This window comes from Pseudomonas sp. ES1 (assembly GCF_050586605.1).
GTDB lineage: Bacteria > Pseudomonadota > Gammaproteobacteria > Pseudomonadales > Pseudomonadaceae > Aquipseudomonas > Aquipseudomonas sichuanensis.
The window spans coordinates 1-17,811 of the sequence record NZ_JBOBDM010000083.1 but is presented as its reverse complement, the minus strand read 5'-3'; the positions used below and the strand labels follow the sequence as shown (position 1 = coordinate 17,811).

The window sequence follows — 17,811 nt, the reverse complement described above, 5'->3', positions numbered from 1 at the left end:
TTTATATAGCAACCGCGCTTACAGGCTAGGGAACGCAAACTGCGACGCCTCATGGCTGGCCCGCTGCGGCCAACGCTGTGTGATCGCCTTGCGACGGGTATAGAAGCGCACACCATCCGGACCGTAAGCATGCAGGTCACCGAACAGCGAACGCTTCCAGCCACCGAAGCTGTGATATGCCACCGGCACCGGCAGCGGCACGTTGACCCCGACCATGCCCACTTCGATCTCGTCGCAGAACAGCCGCGCTGCCTCACCATCACGGGTGAAGATGCAGGTGCCGTTGCCATACTCATGATCGTTGATCAGTTGCATGGCCTGCTCCAGGCTGTTCACCCGCACCACGCACAATACCGGCCCGAAGATCTCTTCCTTATAGATGCGCATCTCGGGGGTGACCTTGTCGAACAGGGTGCCACCGACGAAATAGCCATCTTCGTTACCCGCTACACGCAAGCCACGGCCATCGACCACCAGTCGGGCGCCAGCGGCGACGCCGTCGTCGATGTAGCCCAGCACCTTGTCACGCGCTGCGGCCGTCACCAACGGGCCCATGTCCAGGCCACAGGAAGTGCCGGCACCGATCTTCAGCGCCTTGATCTGCGGCTCCAGCTTGGCGATCAGCGCATCGGCCACCTGGTCGCCGACACACACGGCCACCGAAATGGCCATGCAGCGCTCGCCACAGGAACCATAGGCAGCCCCCATCAGCGCGCTCACCGCGTTGTCGAGGTCAGCATCCGGCATCAGCACGGCGTGGTTCTTCGCACCGCCCAAGGCCTGGACGCGCTTGCCGCGCTTGGTGCCCTCGGCATAGATGTACTCGGCGATCGGGGTCGAACCGACGAAACTCAGGGCTTTCACCTCCGGCGCCTCGATCAGCGCATCGACCGCTTCCTTGTCGCCATGTACGACATTGAGGATGCCCTTGGGCAGGCCGGCCTCCAGCAGCAGTTGGGCGATATAGAGGGTAGAGCTCGGGTCACGCTCGGACGGCTTGAGGATGAATGCGTTGCCGCAGGCGATGGCCAGCGGGTACATCCACAGCGGCACCATGGCCGGGAAGTTGAACGGGGTGATACCAGCCACCACGCCCAGCGGCTGGAAGTCGGACCATGCATCGATGTTCGGGCCAACGTTGCGGCTGTACTCACCCTTCAGTACTTCTGGTGCAGCGCAGGCAAACTCGACGTTCTCGATACCGCGCTTCAGTTCGCCGGCAGCGTCTTCCAGCGTCTTGCCGTGCTCCTCGCTGATCATCTGCGAGATCTTCGCTTCGTTCTGCTCAAGCAGCTGCTTGAAACGGAACATCACCTGGGCGCGCTTGGCGGGTGGGGTGTTGCGCCAAGCCGGGAAGGCAGCCTTGGCCGAATCGATGGCTTCCTGGACAGTGGCGCGGCTGGCCAGTTCGACCTTGCGCACGGCCTGGCCGGTGGACGGGTTGAAGACATCGGCGGTGCGCTCACCCTTGGTGACCAGCTCGCCGTGGATCAGGTGCTGAACAATGCTCATGCAGAACTCCAGATAAAGAAGGGAGTGCCGGGCGCGTGACGTTCACGCGCCTGGCATCAGAATCAAAAAAATCAGTCGACTTTGTTAAGGGTTTCGCCCACCGCGTCGAACAGGCGGTCCAGCTCCTGCGGCTGGGTATTGAAGGTTGGCCCGAACTGCAGGGTGTCGCCCCCGAAACGCACATAGAAGCCGGCTTGCCAAAGCTTCATCGCGGCCTCGTAAGGGCGGACGATGGCATCACCATCACGCGCGGCAATCTGGATCGCACCGGCCAGGCCGTAGTTGCGGATGTCAACGATGTTCTTGGTGCCCTTCACGCCGTGCAGCAGCTTCTCGAAGTGCGGCGCCAGTTCGGCGGCGGACTGCACCAGGTTCTCTTTCTGCAGCAGGTCCAGCGCGGCGATACCGGCGGCGCAGGCGACCGGGTGCGCCGAGTAGGTGTAGCCGTGGGGGAATTCCACCGCGTACTCAGGGGTCGGTTGGTTCATGAAGGTCTGGTAGATCTCGCCAGTGGCGATCACCGCGCCCATCGGGATGGCGCCGTTGGTGACCTGCTTGGCTATGCACATCAGGTCAGGGGTCACGCCGAAGGCCTCGGCACCGGTCATGGCGCCCATGCGGCCGAAGCCGGTGATGACTTCGTCGAAGATTAGCAGGATGTTGTGCTGCGTGCAGATCTCACGCAGACGCTTCAGGTAACCCTTCGGTGGTGGCAGCACGCCAGCGGAACCGGCCAGTGGCTCGACGATCACCGCGGCGATGTTCGAGGCATCGTGCAGTTCGATCAGCTTGAGCATCTCGTCGGCCAGGGCAATACCGCCCTCCTCCGGCATGCCCTTGCTGAAGGCGTTGGCCGGCAGCACGGTATGAGGCAGGTGGTCGACGTCCAGCAGCTGGCCGAACATCTTGCGGTTGCCGTTGACGCCGCCCAGGCTGGTGCCGGCGATGTTCACACCGTGGTAGCCACGGGCACGGCCGATGATTTTGGTCTTGGTGGCCTGGCCTTTCAGGCGCCAGTAGGCACGGACCATCTTCAGCGCGGTGTCGGCGCATTCGGAGCCGGAGTTGGTGTAGAACACGTGGTTCAGGTCACCTGGCACCAGGTTGGCAATTTTCTCGGCCAGCTGGAACGACAGCGGGTGGCCGAACTGGAAGGCCGGGGAGTAGTCGAGCGTCGCCACCTGGCGGGCCACCGCTTCGCTGATTTCCTTGCGGGTATGCCCGGCGCCGCAGGTCCACAGCCCCGACAAAGCGTCGAAGATCTTGCGGCCCTTGTCATCGACCAGGTAGTTGCCTTCTGCCGCCACGATCAGCCGCGGGTCGCGGTGGAAGTTACGGTTGGCGGTGTAGGGCATCCAGTGGGCATCCAGCTTGAGCTGGCTGGCCAGGCCGGAATGGGCGGTTTCGGGCATGTTCATCGGCGGTTCCTCGGAAGACGATTAGGCAACGATGGATGTTGTTGCAGCTAAATTCGCACGGGGATAAAGTCCGGAAAACCCAACATTTCTAATCTTCAGTCAGCAGATAACTAAACATATGAGCCGACGCCCCGATCCCCTCGCCCAAGTCAGTGATTTCGATATTCGTTTGCTAAAGATCTACCGCAGCGTGGTGGAATGCGGCGGCTTCTCCGCGGCAGAGAACGTGCTGGGTATCGGCCGCTCGGCGATCAGCCAGCAGATGAACGACCTCGAGCAGCGCCTGGGCCTGCGCCTCTGCCAGCGCGGGCGCGCCGGCTTCTCGCTCACCGAAGAGGGCCGTGAGGTCTACCACTCGGCCTTGCAACTGCTCAGCGCCCTGGAATCGTTCCGCACTGAGGTCAACGGCCTGCACCAACATTTGCGCGGCGAGCTGAACATCGGCCTCACCGACAACCTGGTGACCTTGCCGCACATGCGCATCACCCACGCCCTGGCCGAACTGAAAGACCGCGGCCCCGACGTGCGCATCCAGATCCGCATGATCGCCCCCAGCCAGGTCGAACAAGGCGTGCTCGACGGCAGCCTGCACGTCGGCGTGGTGCCGCAGACCAGCCCGCTGTCGGGGCTCGAGTACCAGCCGCTGTACAGTGAGCGCTCACTGCTTTATTGCGCCGTCGGCCACCCGCTGTTCTACGCCGATGACCAGCAGATCGACGACGAGCGCCTCAACAGCCAGGACGCCATCGCCCCGACCTTCCGCCTACCCGCCGACATCCAGGCGCACTACCAGGCGCTGCACTGCACCGCCAGTGCCTCGGACCGCGAAGGCATGGCCTTCCTGATCCTCACCGGGCGCTATATCGGTTACCTGCCCGACCACTACGCCAGCTTCTGGGTGCAGCAAGGCCGACTGCGCGCGCTCAAGCCCGCGCAACGCTTCTATGACCTGGGCCTGAGCTGGGTTACGCGCAAAGGCCGACGTCCCAACCTGGTACTGGAAAGCTTCCTCGAGAGCCTGGCTGCGACACGTTGATACTTATCCAGGCCGCAAATGCTTGTCACTTCGGCACAGGCAGGTAATCTGTCGAACATTCGTAACGACCCGTCCGGAATCGTCCATGACCCTAGAAGTCCCTGCGCATCGCTCCCCCGCCTCGGGCAAGCCCGCCGGCCGCATCCGCCAGAAGAACGAGCAGGCCATCATCCAGGCCGCCGAAGACGAATTCGCCCGCCACGGCTACAAGGGCACGAGCATGAACACCATCGCGCTCAAGGCCGGGCTGCCCAAGGCCAACCTGCACTACTACTTCACCAACAAGCTGGGCCTGTACATCGCGGTGCTGAGCAACATCATCGAGCTGTGGGACAGCACCTTCAACGCCTTGAGCGTCGACGACGACCCCGGCGAAGCACTGAGCCAGTACATCCGCACCAAGATGGAGTTCTCCCGACGCAACCCGCAGGCCTCGCGGATCTTCGCCATGGAAGTGATCAGCGGCGGCGAGTGCCTCACCGAATACTTCAGCGCCGACTACCGTGAATGGTTCCGTGGCCGCGCCGCGGTGTTCCAGGCCTGGATGGAGGCCGGCAAGATGGACCGGGTCGACCCCGTGCACCTGATCTTCCTGCTGTGGGGCAGCACCCAGCACTACGCCGACTTCGCCACCCAGATCTGCCAGGTCACCGGCCGCAGCCGCCTGACCAAGCAGGACATGGAAGACGCGAGCAACAATCTTATTCACATCATTCTCAAAGGCTGCGGCATCAACACGCCCGCCTGACCCGGACCTATGCCTTCTACCCTGCTTGACCTCTGCGAGTTCCGCGAGGAAATCCGCAAGAGCCGTTTCATCACCCTGGCCGGCCCGATCGCCAGCGCCGCCGAGGCGATGGCCTTCATCGAACGCCACAGCGACCTGGCGGCCACCCACAACTGCTGGGCCTGGAAGCTCGGTGGCCAGTACCGCAGCAGTGACGACGGTGAACCCGGTGGCACCGCCGGGCGCCCTATCCTCGCCGCCATCGAAGCGCAGGATTGCGACCAGGTGGTGGTACTGGTGATCCGCTGGTACGGCGGTATCCAGCTGGGCACCGGTGGCCTGGCCCGCGCTTACGGCGGCGGCGCCAACAAATGCCTGCAGCAAGCACCCAAACGACTGCTGGTGCAGCGCAGCGAATTCACCTGCAGCTGTACTTTCAGTGAGCTGGCACTGGTCAAGCTGCGCCTGGCGGAGGTAGACGGCCTGGTGCTGGACGAGCAATTCACCGCCAATGGCGTCGACCTGCATCTCGCGCTGGGCGATGCACACCAGCACACCCTGCAACAACAGCTGGCCGACCTGAGCCGCGGGCGCATCCTGTTGGAACGCCGCTGAGCGTTGCCCACAACTACTGTGGGCCCGCCTGTGGATAAGCTTGGGGCATTCTTGCCTAAGCCTTGCGCTCCAAGGCCTGCAGCGCTTTGATCATATTTTGATCACAATCATGTGACAGTGACCCAAGTCACTGAAACCCGGTGAGTTATCCCCAGCCTTGAACACCGGTATGCGCTGAAAACAGCGTTTCAGCGGCAATTTGCTTGCGCACAATTACTGTGGAGCAGCCTGTGGATAACCGGTGAGCCAGTCAGCCAAAGCCCGATTCCATCGGCTCCGCAGCAAGCTGTTCATTTTTTGTACAGCCCTCATCAGCCGCACAGGCCTGCGACGCAGTACTGGGATATGCTCCTCATCCACGCCCTGCGCCTAAGAGGGCGCCCACACTTTGCCATGGGGCGAGCAGCCACTCGTTTCCCCCAATCAAGGAGCATCGCAATGACCGCGAATAAGACCGCCCTGATCATCGGCGCCTCCCGAGGCCTCGGCCTGGGCCTGGTACAACGCCTGCGCGAGGATGGCTGGAACATAGTCGCCACCGTACGGGATCCACAGCAGCCCGGCACCCTCGGCGAGGTACCGGGCGTGCGTATCGAGCGCCTGGAGATGAACGACACCGCCCAGCTCGATGGCCTCAAACAACGCCTGCACGGCGAAGTCTTCGACCTGGTGTTCGTCAACGCCGGCGTAATGGGCCCGCTGCCGCAGGACCTGGAGAGCGTCCAGGTGCCGCAGATCGGCGACCTGTTCATGACCAACGCCGTGGCACCGATCCGCGTCGCCCGGCGCCTGGCCGGCCAAGTGCGTGAAGGCACCGGCGTGCTGGCGTTCATGAGCTCGATCCTGGGCAGCGTGACCATCCCCGACGGCGGCGAGATCTGCCTGTACAAGGCCAGCAAGGCCGCGCTCAACTCGATGATCAACAGCTTCGTGGTCGAGCTGCAGCGCCCCGACCTGTGCGTGCTGGCCATGCACCCGGGCTGGGTGAAGACCGACATGGGCGGCGACAACGCCGAGATCGACGTGCTCACCAGCACCCGTGGCATGCTTGAGCAGATCAAGGCCCAAAGCGGCAACGGCGGCCTGCGCTTCATCAACTACAAGGGCGAAGCACTGATCTGGTAAGCCCCGGGCGATGCAGGCCCGGGTGGGCGCATTGCCCGGCCGGGCCCTGTAGAATAGCGGCCAACCGTACCTGATCGAGATTGCACACATGTATGACTGGCTGAACGCCCTACCCAAGGCGGAACTGCACATGCACCTGGAGGGCTCGCTGGAGCCCGAACTGCTGTTCACCCTGGCTGAACGCAACAAGATCGCCCTGCCCTGGGCGGATGTGGAAACCCTGCGCAGCGCCTACGCCTTCAACAACCTGCAGGAATTCCTCGACCTCTATTACCAGGGCGCCGACGTACTGCGCACCGAGCAGGACTTCTATGACCTGACCTGGGCCTACCTGCAGCGCTGCAAGGCGCAGAACGTTATCCACACCGAACCCTTCTTCGACCCGCAGACCCACACCGACCGCGGCATCCCCTTCGAAGTGGTACTGCGCGGCATCGACCAGGCGCTCAAGGATGGCCGCCAACAACTGGGCATCAGCAGCGGCCTGATCCTCAGCTTCCTGCGCCACCTGAGCGAAGACGAAGCGCAGAAGACCCTCGACATGGCCCTGCCCTTCCGCGACGCCTTCATTGCTGTGGGCCTGGACAGCTCGGAGCAAGGCCACCCACCGAGCAAGTTCCAGCGCGTGTTCGACCGCGCCCGCAGCGAAGGCTTCGTGGCCGTGGCCCATGCCGGCGAGGAAGGCCCGCCCGAGTACATCTGGGAAGCCCTCGACCTGCTCAAGATCAAGCGCATCGACCATGGCGTGCGCGCCATCGAAGATGAGCGCCTGATGCAGCGCATCATCGACGAACAGATCCCGCTGACCGTCTGCCCGCTGTCCAACACCAAGCTGTGCGTGTTCGACCACATGAGCCAGCACAACATCCTCGACATGCTCGAGCGCGGCGTGAAGGTCACGGTCAACTCCGACGACCCGGCCTATTTCGGTGGTTACGTCACCGAAAACTTCCACGCCCTGCACCAGCACCTGGGCATGACCCAGGACCAGGCCAGCCGCCTGGCGCAGAACAGCCTGGACGCCCGCCTGGTACGCTAACCCACCTGCCGGGCAGGAATGCTGGCGATGCCGTTGATCTGCTGAAGGCCGAGCGGGGTAACATGCACCGCCCGGCTACCTTCCTGTTCACGCACCCAACCCGACTGCACGAACAGTTTGAGCAGGGCCTGCCCCAGGCTACCGCCAAGGTGCGGCCCCTGATCGCTCCATTCGCTGCAATGGCAGATCACACAATCACGTGGCTGCCCCGGTGCCAACGCATCGATGTAAAGCCCCATCGCCTGCAGCCGTAGCCGGCCTTCCTGGCTCACGAACAGGTGCTGCTCGCTACCTTCCAGCCATCCGGCGGCAAGCAGGCGCTGGTACAGCTCGGCGACCACCTCGCCGCCAAGGTGATCGCCGCACAGGCGCGCCTTGCGCATGGACAGTGGTATCTGCAGTGGCGTTCCGGCGTGGGCTCCGGCACGGCTCTCGAGCTGCACGCTGGCCAACGCCTCCACCGCCGCTATCACCTCCGGGTTGGCCAGACGGTAGAAGCGTTTGCGCCCGCGAATTTCCAAGCGCAGCAAGCCCGCGCCGACCAGCAGGGTCAGGTGCGAACAGGCCGAGGAGGCGCTCAGGCTGGTCATGCTCGCCAGCTCGTCCGCCGCACGCGGAGTACCATCGATCAGTGCCCATAACATGGCACTGCGTTTGGGGTCTGCCATCAGGCCGGCGGCCTGGCTGATACTGTGGACTGCGTTCATCAACCTGAAGCTCCCTGAAAGTTCTCGTCCGATAAACCAGAGCGAACCAGCCGGTCTCATCAAGGTGGCCCAGACGAGGGTGTAGATGAATGATCGGCAAATGGTGCGATACCCCTGCGCATCCCTGAGCGCTGGTTCGGCCTTCTGGCAGGGAAGTATCTCTGGCTGGCTCTGGCTGCCGGGAGCAGTATAAGCCGCGTGAAAGCACGCGCCCTGCCGCTGGTGGAGCCCAGCCGTAGAGGGGAGCACCTGGCTGTCACGGTCGGCGGCAGGCACTTGGCAAGGCCTTTCCCCCGTGCCACAGCGTCCAAAGCCTGCAACGGCTACCCGCCTCAGTTGCATCGCCCGACAATACCGACAGTGCCCTACATAACTTTCGCGCATCAAACCAGAAAGCTTCCCGGCCCCTGCCCGCCATGACCGTCAGTCCGAGTACTGATGTCGGTCATGGCGAGCGCCTCGGGCGGCGCTAAACTTCATCGGCGCTCGCTCACTGGAGGTGGATCGCGATGAAGATTGTCGTCTGTGCGTCGAACCGAAACCCCAATTGCCCGTGGCAGGTCCAGCTTGATCAGCATGTCGTGAGCTTTCGCAGCGAAAGCGAAGCGCGTGCCTTCGTCGCCCTGCTGGAAACGCGGCTCAATGCCCCCCACCCACTCACGCCGAGCGCTTGGCCTGCAAGCGCCGGGTCAGCACTGCGACACTGACCACCAGCGCGCCGCACAGGCTGATCACCAGCGCCATGGGCACCGCGCTGCCATCGTGCAGCACGCCAACCAACGCCGCCGCACCGGCGGCGACGCTGAACTGCAGGCAGCCCATCAACGCCGAGGCACTGCCGGCCCGCGCACCTTGCCCGCTCATGGCGCAGGCCGAGGCGTTGGGGATGATGCATCCCAGGCTGGAAATGCACACGAACAGCGGTACCAGCAACGGCCACAGTGCGACCGGGTGCAGTGCCGCCACCACCAGCAGTACCAAGGCCGCCGCCAGGTACAACCACACCGCGCGGGCCAGCAGGAAGGCCGGGCCACGCTTGGCCAACAAGCGGGCATTAACCTGGGCCATGAGGATGAACCCTGCGGCGTTGCTACCGAACAGCCAGCCATAGTGCTCCGGCGGTACGCCGTACAGCTTGATGAAGACGAACGGCGAACCGGCGATATAGGCGAACATCCCGGCAATAGCGATGCCACCGGTCAGCGCATGGCCAACAAAAGCCCTGTCAGCCAGTAACCGCAGGTATTGGCGCAAGGCGCCAGACAACGGTTGGCGCGGCACATGCGTCGGCAGGCTTTCCGGCAAGCCCAGTCCAACGGCCAGCAGGCACACGCCGCTGAACAGGCTCAAGGCGAGGAAGATCGATTGCCAGCCGGCCACGTTCACCAGCACGCCACCGAGCATCGGCGCCAGGATCGGTGCCAGTCCCATCACCAGCATCAATTGCGAGAACACCTTGGCCGAGGCCACCGGGTCGCACTTGTCGCTGACGATCGCCCGCGACAAGACCATGCCCGCGCAGCCGCCCAGCGCCTGGACGAACCGCGCCAGTATCAAAGTGTCGAGGTTCGGCGCGTAGGCACAGGCCAGCGACGCCACGGTGAACAGGCCGACCCCGAACAACAGCGGGATGCGTCGGCCAAAGCGATCGGCCACCGGCCCATAGGCCAGTTGCCCAAGGGAGAGGCCCAGGAAATAGGCAGCCAGGGTTGTCTGGACATGTTTTTCATCGGTGGCGAACGCCTGAGCCATGGCCGGGAAGGCAGGCAGGTAGAAGTCGATCGCCAGGGGCCCGAACGCACTCAATGCGCCCAGGATCAGCACCATTCGCAGGTTCATCAGGAATCCATAGCAGGCTAAGCAAGTGCCCAGTCTACCTGTACCGCCCGCGGACGCTATCAAAACCTGGCAAAGCACGGTCGATCCGTCTCGAACAAGCGCCTGGGACCTAGCAGAAATGCCAGGTTACACACTCTCGGCTGACTTCTAAGATCGCAATCAACGTCCAGCACCTCGTACAGGCTCGTGCCGCAGGCCTGGATGGCCTGTGTCCCTTTGGCCTATGTCAGACAGCAGGAGATAAACATGAACATGTCCCCCACAGGGCCAGGCACCAAAGCGGTTGCCGAACTGTACTTCACCGACCTCAATGACTCGCCCGCCAACCCGCGATTGGGCATCGGCTACGAGCTGCTGAAAAGCCCGATCAGGCTGCATGCGGCAATGCCGACCACACCCCGGATCGGCGATTCGGCCATTTTGTACTGGAACAACCAGCAGGTGGATCGCATCGACATCAACGCAGGGAACATCGGCAATCCACGGCTGGAGTTCAGCGTCCCCACCCTTTACATCCAACCGCCCCAAGGGTCGGCCTACTACGAATACACGGACACCAATGCCGGCAGCACCACGCCAAGCCCGACACGGACCATCGCCGTCAATACCCTGGTACCCGGCGGGCCGGGACCCGACCCGGCCCCTCCGTTCAACGACAACCTGCAAGCCTGTCTCGTCATCCCGAATCCTGTCACCAGCCTGGGCGCCGCGGTCACCGTACAAGTCCCCCAGTGGCTGAACAAGGAAGTAGGGGATGAACTGGTCGTCACCTGGGGAAGCATTCCTGTCCCTCACCCCAAGGTCACCAATCCTGCCGGTGGCGAGACAGTGACCATCCCGGTGGATGTGCTCATGCAGGCGGGAACACAACCCAGCCTGCCGGTGTTCTATGAAATCCGCGACATCGTCGACAACTTTTCACGCCGGGCCCGATCGACCCTGGTGCGGGTGGAGTTGCCCGCGCCCCAGGTCATGGCCAATGGCAGCGCCGTCACGCTGATCGACCTGAACGGGCTCAACCTGCTTGAAGCCAGCATCTCCAACTACGGCATGCAACCAGGCGACTTGGTGACCGTCGTCTGGAGCGGGGTCGTCGTACGCCAGAAAACCGAGCCGGTCGTGGTGATCGGCCCATTACGAATCGCACTCGATCTGACATGGGCACAGGAAAACAAGGATCGTCAGGTAACCGTGACCTATGTGGTCACGCGCAGTGGCAGGACGATGTCGTCATCCCCAGCCACGCTCCAGGTCGTAGAGGGTGACGAAGGGATTTCTCTGCCACCCCCCACGGTCAACGACCTGCAGAACGGTGAGCTCGACTACTACTGGTTGCTGGATAACCGCGGTGGCCAGGCCACCATCGTCGTACCCGCCTACACCGGCATGAAACCAGGCCATTCGGTGAGGGTCACCTGGGCCAACAACATCAATTGGAACACTGAAGCCAAGATTGTCGGCACCATCGGCCCGATGGAGTTCAAGATCCGTGATACCGAGATCATCGACACCATAGGCGCGTCGGCCAACGTCAACTACACCGTGGTCACCGCCACGGGCGCTCCTCCCGTGGCGTCGACGTACACCGTATGTCGCGTCAAGGACAATCCTCCACCCTTCGAGTCGATGCCACCGCCCACGCTGCAAGGGCTGAACCTGCGGATTCCCAAGAGCGGGCAGACTGCCTGGGCCGTAAGAGTGCGCTGGCATCACCCGGAGTCGGGCTGGCAACAGGAGTCGCCAATACTCCATTACGGTTACAACGGTCAGCCTTATCTGGATTACACGGTGCCCCAGGCATGGGTCACCGCGAACAGAGGGAGGCTGGTCTATATCAGCTACTCCATGAGCGTTGGCACTGACCGAATCCGGATTTCACGCTACCTGCGCTACAACGTCGCGGCAGCGGACTAACTGGGCTGCACCGGCATTTCCCTGGGTAGCGACTCATCGACGCAGGCACTGGCCGACAGCCTGCTGTCGACGCTTCAGGCACTCAAGCGTTGGCTCAACAGCTGATCGCTGCGGATGAGGGCCAAGGGTGCGACACTGCCCCTCGGCCCTCGAACTTCAGACGCTGCTTGCCTGATACCCCTCATCGCGGATCGCCGTCAGGATCTGCTCCACACCGAGCGCGCTCTCCACACGCACTTGTGCACCCGCCAGGTCCACTTCGACACGTGCCTTCGAATCCAGCTCCTGCACCGCACGCGTCACGGCCTTCACACAGTGACCACAGGTCATGCCTTTCACATTGAACACTTGCATGGGTGTTGCCTCCTTCAGGGTTTTGCGCAGTCTCAGGGTTGCCATCGGGGTAAGGTCAAGTTTCGTCTGCAACGGCCGGGCTGGAAATCCGCGCCCCGCTCGGCCAAGCTTCGCCTCTGACGATTTTGCCAAGCAGGAGATTCTTCATGATCAGGACCGCATTGACCCTCGCCGGATTGCTCGGTGCGCTGGCCGTGGTGCCACCGGCCAGCGCCGAGGGCAACTCGGACTACAGCGTGCTGATCATTTCCCGGGAGCGCCTGGAAGTGGCCACCAATTGCGAGATCGGCATCTACCTCAACGATCAGTTGTCCGGCCGGGTATTCCAGGAGCAGTCGACCTCCTTCAACCTGCCCGCCGGCCCGATCGATGTGCGCCTGCGCCTGCTACCTGGGCAGAGCCCCGGTTGCGCCCCCGGCATCGAGGACCAACGCAGCACGCGCCTGACCTTGCAGGCGGGCCAGATCAACAAATACCGCATTGCCATGGGGCACAATGGCCTGGTGCTCAAGCGAGCCAGCCTGGGCTATTGACCTTGCCAGCATGGCAAGGTTGATGCTGCTGGCTTGTCCACGGAGGAAAGAGCCATGCCCGCATCCACCACCTTCGACCTGCCGATCGCCGGCATGACCTGCGCCAGCTGCGCAGGTCGGGTCGAGCGCGCCCTGCGCAAGGTCACTGGCGCAGAACAGGTCAGCGTCAACCTCGCCACCGAACAGGCCCGGGTCCAGGCCCCGGCCGACAGCCTGCCGGCGCTGGTCGACGCTGTGCGCGAGGCGGGCTACAGCGTGCCCACCCGCACCCTCGAATTGCAGATCGGCGGCATGACCTGCGCCAGTTGCGCCGGCCGTGTCGAGCGCGCCCTCGGCAAAGTGCCGGGGGTCGAGCAGATCAGCGTCAACCTGGCCAGCGAACGCGCCCACCTCGAAGTGCTGCAGGCCGTCGATGACGCCGCGCTGATCGCGGCGGTCGAGCAAGCCGGCTACAGCGCCACCCTGCCGCGCACCGCGCACGATGACCTGGCCCTGGCACAACGCCGCTTGCGCAACGAGCGCCTGGCCGTCGGTGCCGCCCTGCTGCTGGCGCTGCCATTGGTGCTGCCGATGCTGGTGCAGCCGTTCGGCCTGCACTGGATGCTGCCGGCCTGGGCGCAGTTCCTGCTGGCCACACCGGTGCAGTTCATCCTCGGTGCACGCTTCTACGTCGCCGCCTGGAAGGCCGTGCGCGCCGGGGCCGGCAACATGGACCTGCTGGTCGCCCTGGGCACCAGCGCCGGTTACGGCCTGAGCCTGTACCAATGGGCCAATGCCCATGCCGGCATGGAGCCGCACCTGTATTTCGAAGCCTCGGCGGTGGTGATTGCCCTGGTACTGCTCGGCAAGTACCTGGAAAGCCGCGCCAAGCGCCAGACTGCCAGCGCCATCCGCGCCCTCGAAGCCCTGCGCCCGGAGCGGGCGGTGCGGGTAGTCGATGGCCATGAAGAAGACGTGGCGATCAGCCAGTTGCGCCTGGGCGATCTGGTGCTGGTCAAACCTGGCGAGCGCTTCCCGGTCGACGGCGAAGTGCTCGAAGGCAGCAGCCATGCCGACGAAGCGCTGATCAGCGGCGAAAGCCTGCCCGTCCCCAAACAACCCGGCGATGCCGTCACCGGCGGCGCCATCAACGGCGAGGGCCGGCTGCTGGTGCAGACCCGCGCACTGGGTACCGAAACCGTGCTGGCGCGTATCATCCGCCTGGTCGAGGATGCCCAGGCAGCCAAGGCACCGATCCAGAAACTGGTCGACCGGGTCAGCCAGGTGTTCGTCCCCGCCGTGCTGGTGCTGGCGCTGCTCACCCTGGTGGGCTGGTGGCTGGCCGGCGCGCCGCTGGAAACCGCGCTGATCAACGCCGTTGCCGTGCTGGTGATCGCCTGCCCCTGCGCCCTCGGCCTGGCCACCCCCGCCGCGATCATGGCCGGCACCGGTGTCGCCGCCCGCCACGGCATCCTGATCAAGGACGCCGAAGCGCTGGAACGTGCCCACGCGGTCAACCGCGTGGTATTCGACAAGACCGGCACCCTGACCTCCGGCAGCCCACGCATCGTCCACAGCCAGGCGGTCAGTGGCGACAAGGGTGAGCTGCTGCGCCTGGCCGGGGCCTTGCAACGCGGCAGCGAACACCCACTGGCCAAAGCGGTACTCGACGCCTGCAGCGAACAAGGCTTGCAAGTCCCGCAGGTGAATGACAGCCAGTCCCTGACCGGCCGCGGTATCGCCGGCCAGGTGGGCGGCCGCGACCTGGCGCTGGGCAACCGCCGCCTGCTCGACGAAAGCCAGTTGCTGCCCGGTGGGCTGGCGGCCAATGCCCAGGCCTGGGAGGCCGAGGGCCGCACCCTGTCCTGGTTGATCGAACGTGGCAGCCAACCCCGCGTGCTGGGCCTGTTCGCCTTCGGCGACAGCCTCAAGCCCGGCGCTGCCCCGGCCATCGACGCCCTGCACGCCCGTGGCATCAGCAGCCACCTGCTGACCGGCGACAACCGTGGCAGCGCCAAGGTCGTCGCCGACGCCCTGGGCATCGACGATGTGCATGCCGAAGTGTTGCCGGCCGACAAGGCCGCCACCGTTGCCAAACTCAAGCAGGATGGCGTGGTGGCCATGGTCGGCGACGGCATCAACGACGCCCCCGCCCTGGCCGCCGCCGACATCGGCATCGCCATGGGCGGTGGTACCGACGTGGCCATGCAGGCCGCCGGCATCACCCTGATGCGCGGCGACCCACGCCTGGTGCCAGCCGCACTGGAGATCAGCCGCAAGACCTACGCGAAGATCCGCCAGAACCTGTTCTGGGCCTTCATCTACAACCTGGTCGGCATCCCCCTGGCCGCCTTCGGCTACCTCAATCCGGTGCTGGCCGGCGCCGCCATGGCGCTGTCCAGCGTCAGTGTGGTGAGCAATGCCCTGTGGCTGAAAACCTGGAAACCCACCGGCACCCACCAGGAGGCGCCATGAACATCGGCCAGGCCGCCCGCCACAGCGGGCTCAGCGCCAAGATGATCCGCTACTACGAGTCCATCGGCCTGCTGCGCCCGGCCACGCGCAGCGACAGCGGCTACCGCCTCTACGGCCCGCAAGACCTGCACAGCCTGGCGTTCATCAAGCGCTCGCGAGACCTGGGCTTCTCGCTGGATGAAGTGGCAAAACTGTTGACCCTGTGGCAGGACCGCCAACGGGCCAGCGCCGACGTGAAGGCGCTGGCCACCCAGCACATCGAAGCGCTCAACCGGCGTATCGAAGAGCTGGTCAGCCTGCGCGACACCCTCGGTGAGCTGGTCGCCCACTGCCAGGGCGACGACCGCCCGGATTGCCCGATTCTCAAGGACCTGGCCAATGGTTGCTGCCACTGAACCCAGGCCGGCATAACCATGGGAGCGGCGGTGCGCCGCTCCCACGCCTCCCGCTCCACTCAATCGCCGCGCTTGGTATGCCATATTAGCCTTGAGCCGACCGAATCCCCCTCAAACACCCGTTTGATCCAATAAATACGGGCATTTCCCTTCAAGAAACCCAGACGCTGCCGATGCCCTGAGTACCTGCCTCATGTATCGAAAAAAATAATCTGGGAGCGTGGATGAACATAAAGCAAAAATTGACCTGGGCTTTCGCCGTCATTGCCGGCCTGCCCATCGTCATCGTCGCCACCCTGGTGGTAGTCAATCTGCGTGGTGAAGCCCGCGACGATTTCCTCGACAACAGCAGCCGGGAAATCCGCCAGGTCGGCAACGCCATGAACCTGTTCTTCCAGGGCATCGACCAGAACGTCAACTACATGGCTGCCCAGCCCATGGTTGCCGCCACTGGCAGCAACCTGAACAAGTACAACAGCGCCAGCCCTTCCTACACGCTGGGCGATCAGGACAAGCAAGTACTCGACTTCTTCACCCGCCTGGCCGATGCGCATCCCGCCTACGCCTACCTGTCCTATGGTGTCAGCGATGGTGGCTATGTCGGCTGGCCGGCCGGGCAGAAGTTCGTCAACTATGACCCGCGCACACGCCCCTGGTATCAGTTGGCAATGGCCAACCCCGGCAAGACCCTGCGCACCGGGGCCTACTACTGGGCAGCCGACGATGCGGTGCTGATCAGCACGGTACGTACCGTGGCCAACCAGCTCGGCAACCCAGGCGGCGTGGTCAACATCGACGTATCCCTCAAAGGCCTGACCGAGATCGTCAAGAAGATCAAGCTGGGTGAAAGCGGCTACCTGATGCTGGTCGAAAACAACGGCAACGTGATGGTCGACCCCCGCGATGCCAGCCACAACTTCAAACAACTTTCCAGCTTTGGCGATGGCTACGCCGAGCTGGCCAAGGCCGGCAAAGGCCTGGTCGAGGTCGAGATCAACGGCGAGCGCTTCATGGCCAACGTCTACCCTGACGAGCAACTGGGCTGGACCTTCATCGGCCTGATCCACGAAAGCGAAGTGATGCAGACCACCACCCGCCTGACCTGGCTGATCGGCGCCGTGGCGCTGATCCTCGCCGCCGTGTTCGCGGTAGTCGGCGCGGCCTTCGCCAAGCTCATCGTGCGCCCGATCAACAGCGTCACTCATGGCCTGGAAGACATCGCCCAGGGCGAAGGCGACCTGACCCGCAACCTGGAAATCCGCGGCCGCGACGAAACCGCGCAGCTGGCCAGCTGGTTCAACCAGTTCCTCGGCGCCATTCGCAGCCTGATCCAGCACATCGGCACGGCAGCCAACCAGATCCTCAGCACCTCCAGCAGCTCGACCCGGGTCTCCGCCGACATGAGCGAAGCCGCCGGGCGCCAGCGCGAAGCGGTGGACATGGTCTCGACCGCCTTCCACGAAATGGTCGCCACCGCCAACGAAGTGGCGCGTTCCTGCAGCCAGGCCGCGCAGTCCGCCGACAGCGGCCAGCAGCAGGCCCGCGACGGCCAGCAGCAGATCGACGCCGCGGTGCAGAGCGTCGACCGCCTGAGCCGTGAAATCGAGCAGTCGGCGCAGTCGATCCAGCAGCTGGAACGCGACAGCAACGCCATCCAGTCGATCCTCGGCACCATCCGCTCGATCGCCGAGCAGACCAACCTGCTGGCGCTCAACGCCGCCATCGAAGCCGCCCGCGCCGGCGAGCAGGGCCGTGGTTTTGCCGTGGTCGCCGACGAAGTCCGCGCCCTGGCCAAGCGCACCGCCGACTCCACCGCCGAAATCGACGGCCTGCTGGGCAACCTGGCCAGCCGCACCGCCGAAGTGGCCGAACAGATGCACGCCAGCATCGAGGTGTCGCAGCAGTCGGTCAGCCGCATCGGCCTGGCCCGCGACAGCTTCGGCCAGATCCGCGAATCGGTGGATGTGATCCGCGACATGAACACCCAGATCGCCACTGCCGCCGAAGAGCAGCATCAGGTGGCCGAGGACATCAACCGGCACATCAGCCAGATCCATGGCGATGCGCAGCTGGTGGCCGAGCTGGCCCAGGCCGCCCGCCAGGACTCCGAGAGCCTGGCCGGGCTGTCCAACGAGCTGGATGC

16 protein-coding genes and 1 pseudogene are annotated in these 17,811 nt (G+C 64.1%); 12 read left to right on the top strand and 5 right to left on the bottom strand.

Annotated features, from left to right (window positions below):
• Positions 1-18 precede the first annotated feature (18 nt).
• The gene (locus ACQ4N9_RS24605) at positions 19-1,512 is read right to left on the bottom strand and encodes a CoA-acylating methylmalonate-semialdehyde dehydrogenase (RefSeq protein WP_110992890.1); all 1,494 of its coding nucleotides are present in this window, start codon (positions 1,510-1,512) and stop codon (positions 19-21) included.
• A gap of 71 nt (positions 1,513-1,583) precedes the next feature.
• The gene (locus tag ACQ4N9_RS24600; RefSeq protein WP_390966080.1) at positions 1,584-2,930 is read right to left on the bottom strand and encodes an aspartate aminotransferase family protein; all 1,347 of its coding nucleotides are present in this window, start codon (positions 2,928-2,930) and stop codon (positions 1,584-1,586) included.
• A 118-nt stretch (positions 2,931-3,048) separates the two neighbouring features.
• Here ACQ4N9_RS24600 and ACQ4N9_RS24595 point away from each other — a divergent pair, with 118 nt between their 5' ends.
• The 5 genes from ACQ4N9_RS24595 (at position 3,049) to ACQ4N9_RS24575 (ending at position 7,472) form a co-directional block, all read left to right on the top strand.
• The gene (locus ACQ4N9_RS24595) at positions 3,049-3,966 is read left to right on the top strand and encodes a LysR family transcriptional regulator (protein WP_110992892.1); all 918 of its coding nucleotides are present in this window, start codon (positions 3,049-3,051) and stop codon (positions 3,964-3,966) included.
• Positions 3,967-4,051: 85 nt separating this feature from the next.
• Positions 4,052-4,714 (top strand): TetR/AcrR family transcriptional regulator, encoded by a 663-nt coding sequence (locus ACQ4N9_RS24590; protein WP_125465651.1) that lies wholly within the window; start codon positions 4,052-4,054, stop codon positions 4,712-4,714.
• 9 nt (positions 4,715-4,723) lie between these two features.
• Positions 4,724-5,308 carry an IMPACT family protein gene (locus ACQ4N9_RS24585; RefSeq protein ID WP_390966078.1) on the top strand — a complete coding sequence of 195 codons (585 nt, stop codon included), beginning with the start codon at positions 4,724-4,726 and terminating at the stop codon, positions 5,306-5,308.
• A 438-nt stretch (positions 5,309-5,746) separates the two neighbouring features.
• Positions 5,747-6,433 carry an SDR family oxidoreductase gene (locus ACQ4N9_RS24580; protein WP_390966076.1) on the top strand — a complete coding sequence of 229 codons (687 nt, stop codon included), beginning with the start codon at positions 5,747-5,749 and terminating at the stop codon, positions 6,431-6,433.
• 88 nt (positions 6,434-6,521) lie between these two features.
• Positions 6,522-7,472: an adenosine deaminase gene (locus ACQ4N9_RS24575; RefSeq protein ID WP_390966074.1), complete on the top strand. Its 951-nt coding sequence runs from the start codon at positions 6,522-6,524 to the stop codon at positions 7,470-7,472.
• Here the strand turns inward: ACQ4N9_RS24575 and ACQ4N9_RS24570 are convergent.
• Positions 7,469-8,179 (bottom strand): ArsR/SmtB family transcription factor, encoded by a 711-nt coding sequence (locus ACQ4N9_RS24570; protein ID WP_390966072.1) that lies wholly within the window; start codon positions 8,177-8,179, stop codon positions 7,469-7,471. The genes ACQ4N9_RS24575 and ACQ4N9_RS24570 overlap by 4 nt on opposite strands.
• 509 nt (positions 8,180-8,688) lie before the next feature.
• On the opposite strand from ACQ4N9_RS24570, the gene ACQ4N9_RS24565 reads away from it, so the two are divergent.
• On the top strand, positions 8,689-8,886 hold the full coding sequence (locus tag ACQ4N9_RS24565) for a hypothetical protein (protein ID WP_256671306.1): 198 nt from the start codon (positions 8,689-8,691) through the stop codon (positions 8,884-8,886).
• Here the strand turns inward: ACQ4N9_RS24565 and ACQ4N9_RS24560 are convergent.
• Positions 8,837-10,018, bottom strand: a complete 1,182-nt coding sequence (locus ACQ4N9_RS24560) for a multidrug effflux MFS transporter (RefSeq protein ID WP_390966069.1) — start codon at positions 10,016-10,018, stop codon at positions 8,837-8,839. The genes ACQ4N9_RS24565 and ACQ4N9_RS24560 overlap by 50 nt on opposite strands.
• 246 nt (positions 10,019-10,264) lie before the next feature.
• Here ACQ4N9_RS24560 and ACQ4N9_RS24555 point away from each other — a divergent pair, with 246 nt between their 5' ends.
• A complete protein-coding gene (locus ACQ4N9_RS24555) occupies positions 10,265-11,932 on the top strand; it encodes a hypothetical protein (RefSeq protein ID WP_390966067.1) in 1,668 nt (555 codons plus the stop codon).
• A gap of 156 nt (positions 11,933-12,088) precedes the next feature.
• Here the strand turns inward: ACQ4N9_RS24555 and ACQ4N9_RS24550 are convergent, their stop codons facing one another.
• A complete protein-coding gene (locus ACQ4N9_RS24550; RefSeq protein WP_125860512.1) occupies positions 12,089-12,286 on the bottom strand; it encodes a cation transporter in 198 nt (65 codons plus the stop codon).
• Positions 12,287-12,432: 146 nt separating this feature from the next.
• On the opposite strand from ACQ4N9_RS24550, the gene ACQ4N9_RS24545 reads away from it, so the two are divergent.
• From ACQ4N9_RS24545 to ACQ4N9_RS24525, 5 genes and pseudogenes are all read left to right on the top strand, one after another.
• Entirely contained in the window at positions 12,433-12,819 is a 387-nt protein-coding gene (locus ACQ4N9_RS24545) for a hypothetical protein (protein ID WP_125465659.1), read from the top strand.
• A 54-nt stretch (positions 12,820-12,873) separates the two neighbouring features.
• The gene (locus tag ACQ4N9_RS24540) at positions 12,874-15,273 is read left to right on the top strand and encodes a heavy metal translocating P-type ATPase (protein ID WP_390966065.1); all 2,400 of its coding nucleotides are present in this window, start codon (positions 12,874-12,876) and stop codon (positions 15,271-15,273) included.
• A complete protein-coding gene (cueR, locus tag ACQ4N9_RS24535) occupies positions 15,270-15,668 on the top strand; it encodes a Cu(I)-responsive transcriptional regulator (protein ID WP_390966063.1) in 399 nt (132 codons plus the stop codon). Before ACQ4N9_RS24540 ends, cueR begins: the two co-directional genes overlap by 4 nt.
• Before the next feature lie 224 nt (positions 15,669-15,892).
• A pseudogene (locus tag ACQ4N9_RS24530) lies at positions 15,893-16,930 on the top strand (cache domain-containing protein); the annotation flags it as partial.
• Between the two features lie 138 nt (positions 16,931-17,068).
• Positions 17,069-17,811 (top strand): methyl-accepting chemotaxis protein (locus ACQ4N9_RS24525; RefSeq protein ID WP_430933925.1); only part of this gene is annotated, 743 nt, incomplete at its 3' end.

Bases quoted from the DNA above. Each gene is read 5' to 3' on its own strand.
- ACQ4N9_RS24550 (WP_125860512.1), bottom strand. From the start codon at position 12,286: ATGCAAGTGTTCAATGTGAAAGGCATGACCTGTGGTCACTGTGTGAAG.
- ACQ4N9_RS24590 (WP_125465651.1), top strand. From the start codon at position 4,052: ATGACCCTAGAAGTCCCTGCGCATCGCTCCCCCGCCTCGGGCAAGCCC.
- ACQ4N9_RS24560 (WP_390966069.1), bottom strand. From the start codon at position 10,018: ATGAACCTGCGAATGGTGCTGATCCTGGGCGCATTGAGTGCGTTCGGG.
- ACQ4N9_RS24600 (WP_390966080.1), bottom strand. From the start codon at position 2,930: ATGAACATGCCCGAAACCGCCCATTCCGGCCTGGCCAGCCAGCTCAAG.
- ACQ4N9_RS24605 (WP_110992890.1), bottom strand. From the start codon at position 1,512: ATGAGCATTGTTCAGCACCTGATCCACGGCGAGCTGGTCACCAAGGGT.
- ACQ4N9_RS24570 (WP_390966072.1), bottom strand. From the start codon at position 8,179: ATGAACGCAGTCCACAGTATCAGCCAGGCCGCCGGCCTGATGGCAGAC.
- ACQ4N9_RS24595 (WP_110992892.1), top strand. From the start codon at position 3,049: ATGAGCCGACGCCCCGATCCCCTCGCCCAAGTCAGTGATTTCGATATT.
- ACQ4N9_RS24555 (WP_390966067.1), top strand. From the start codon at position 10,265: ATGAACATGTCCCCCACAGGGCCAGGCACCAAAGCGGTTGCCGAACTG.
- ACQ4N9_RS24575 (WP_390966074.1), top strand. From the start codon at position 6,522: ATGTATGACTGGCTGAACGCCCTACCCAAGGCGGAACTGCACATGCAC.
- ACQ4N9_RS24565 (WP_256671306.1), top strand. From the start codon at position 8,689: ATGAAGATTGTCGTCTGTGCGTCGAACCGAAACCCCAATTGCCCGTGG.
- cueR (WP_390966063.1), top strand. From the start codon at position 15,270: ATGAACATCGGCCAGGCCGCCCGCCACAGCGGGCTCAGCGCCAAGATG.
- ACQ4N9_RS24580 (WP_390966076.1), top strand. From the start codon at position 5,747: ATGACCGCGAATAAGACCGCCCTGATCATCGGCGCCTCCCGAGGCCTC.
- ACQ4N9_RS24540 (WP_390966065.1), top strand. From the start codon at position 12,874: ATGCCCGCATCCACCACCTTCGACCTGCCGATCGCCGGCATGACCTGC.
- ACQ4N9_RS24545 (WP_125465659.1), top strand. From the start codon at position 12,433: ATGATCAGGACCGCATTGACCCTCGCCGGATTGCTCGGTGCGCTGGCC.
- ACQ4N9_RS24585 (WP_390966078.1), top strand. From the start codon at position 4,724: ATGCCTTCTACCCTGCTTGACCTCTGCGAGTTCCGCGAGGAAATCCGC.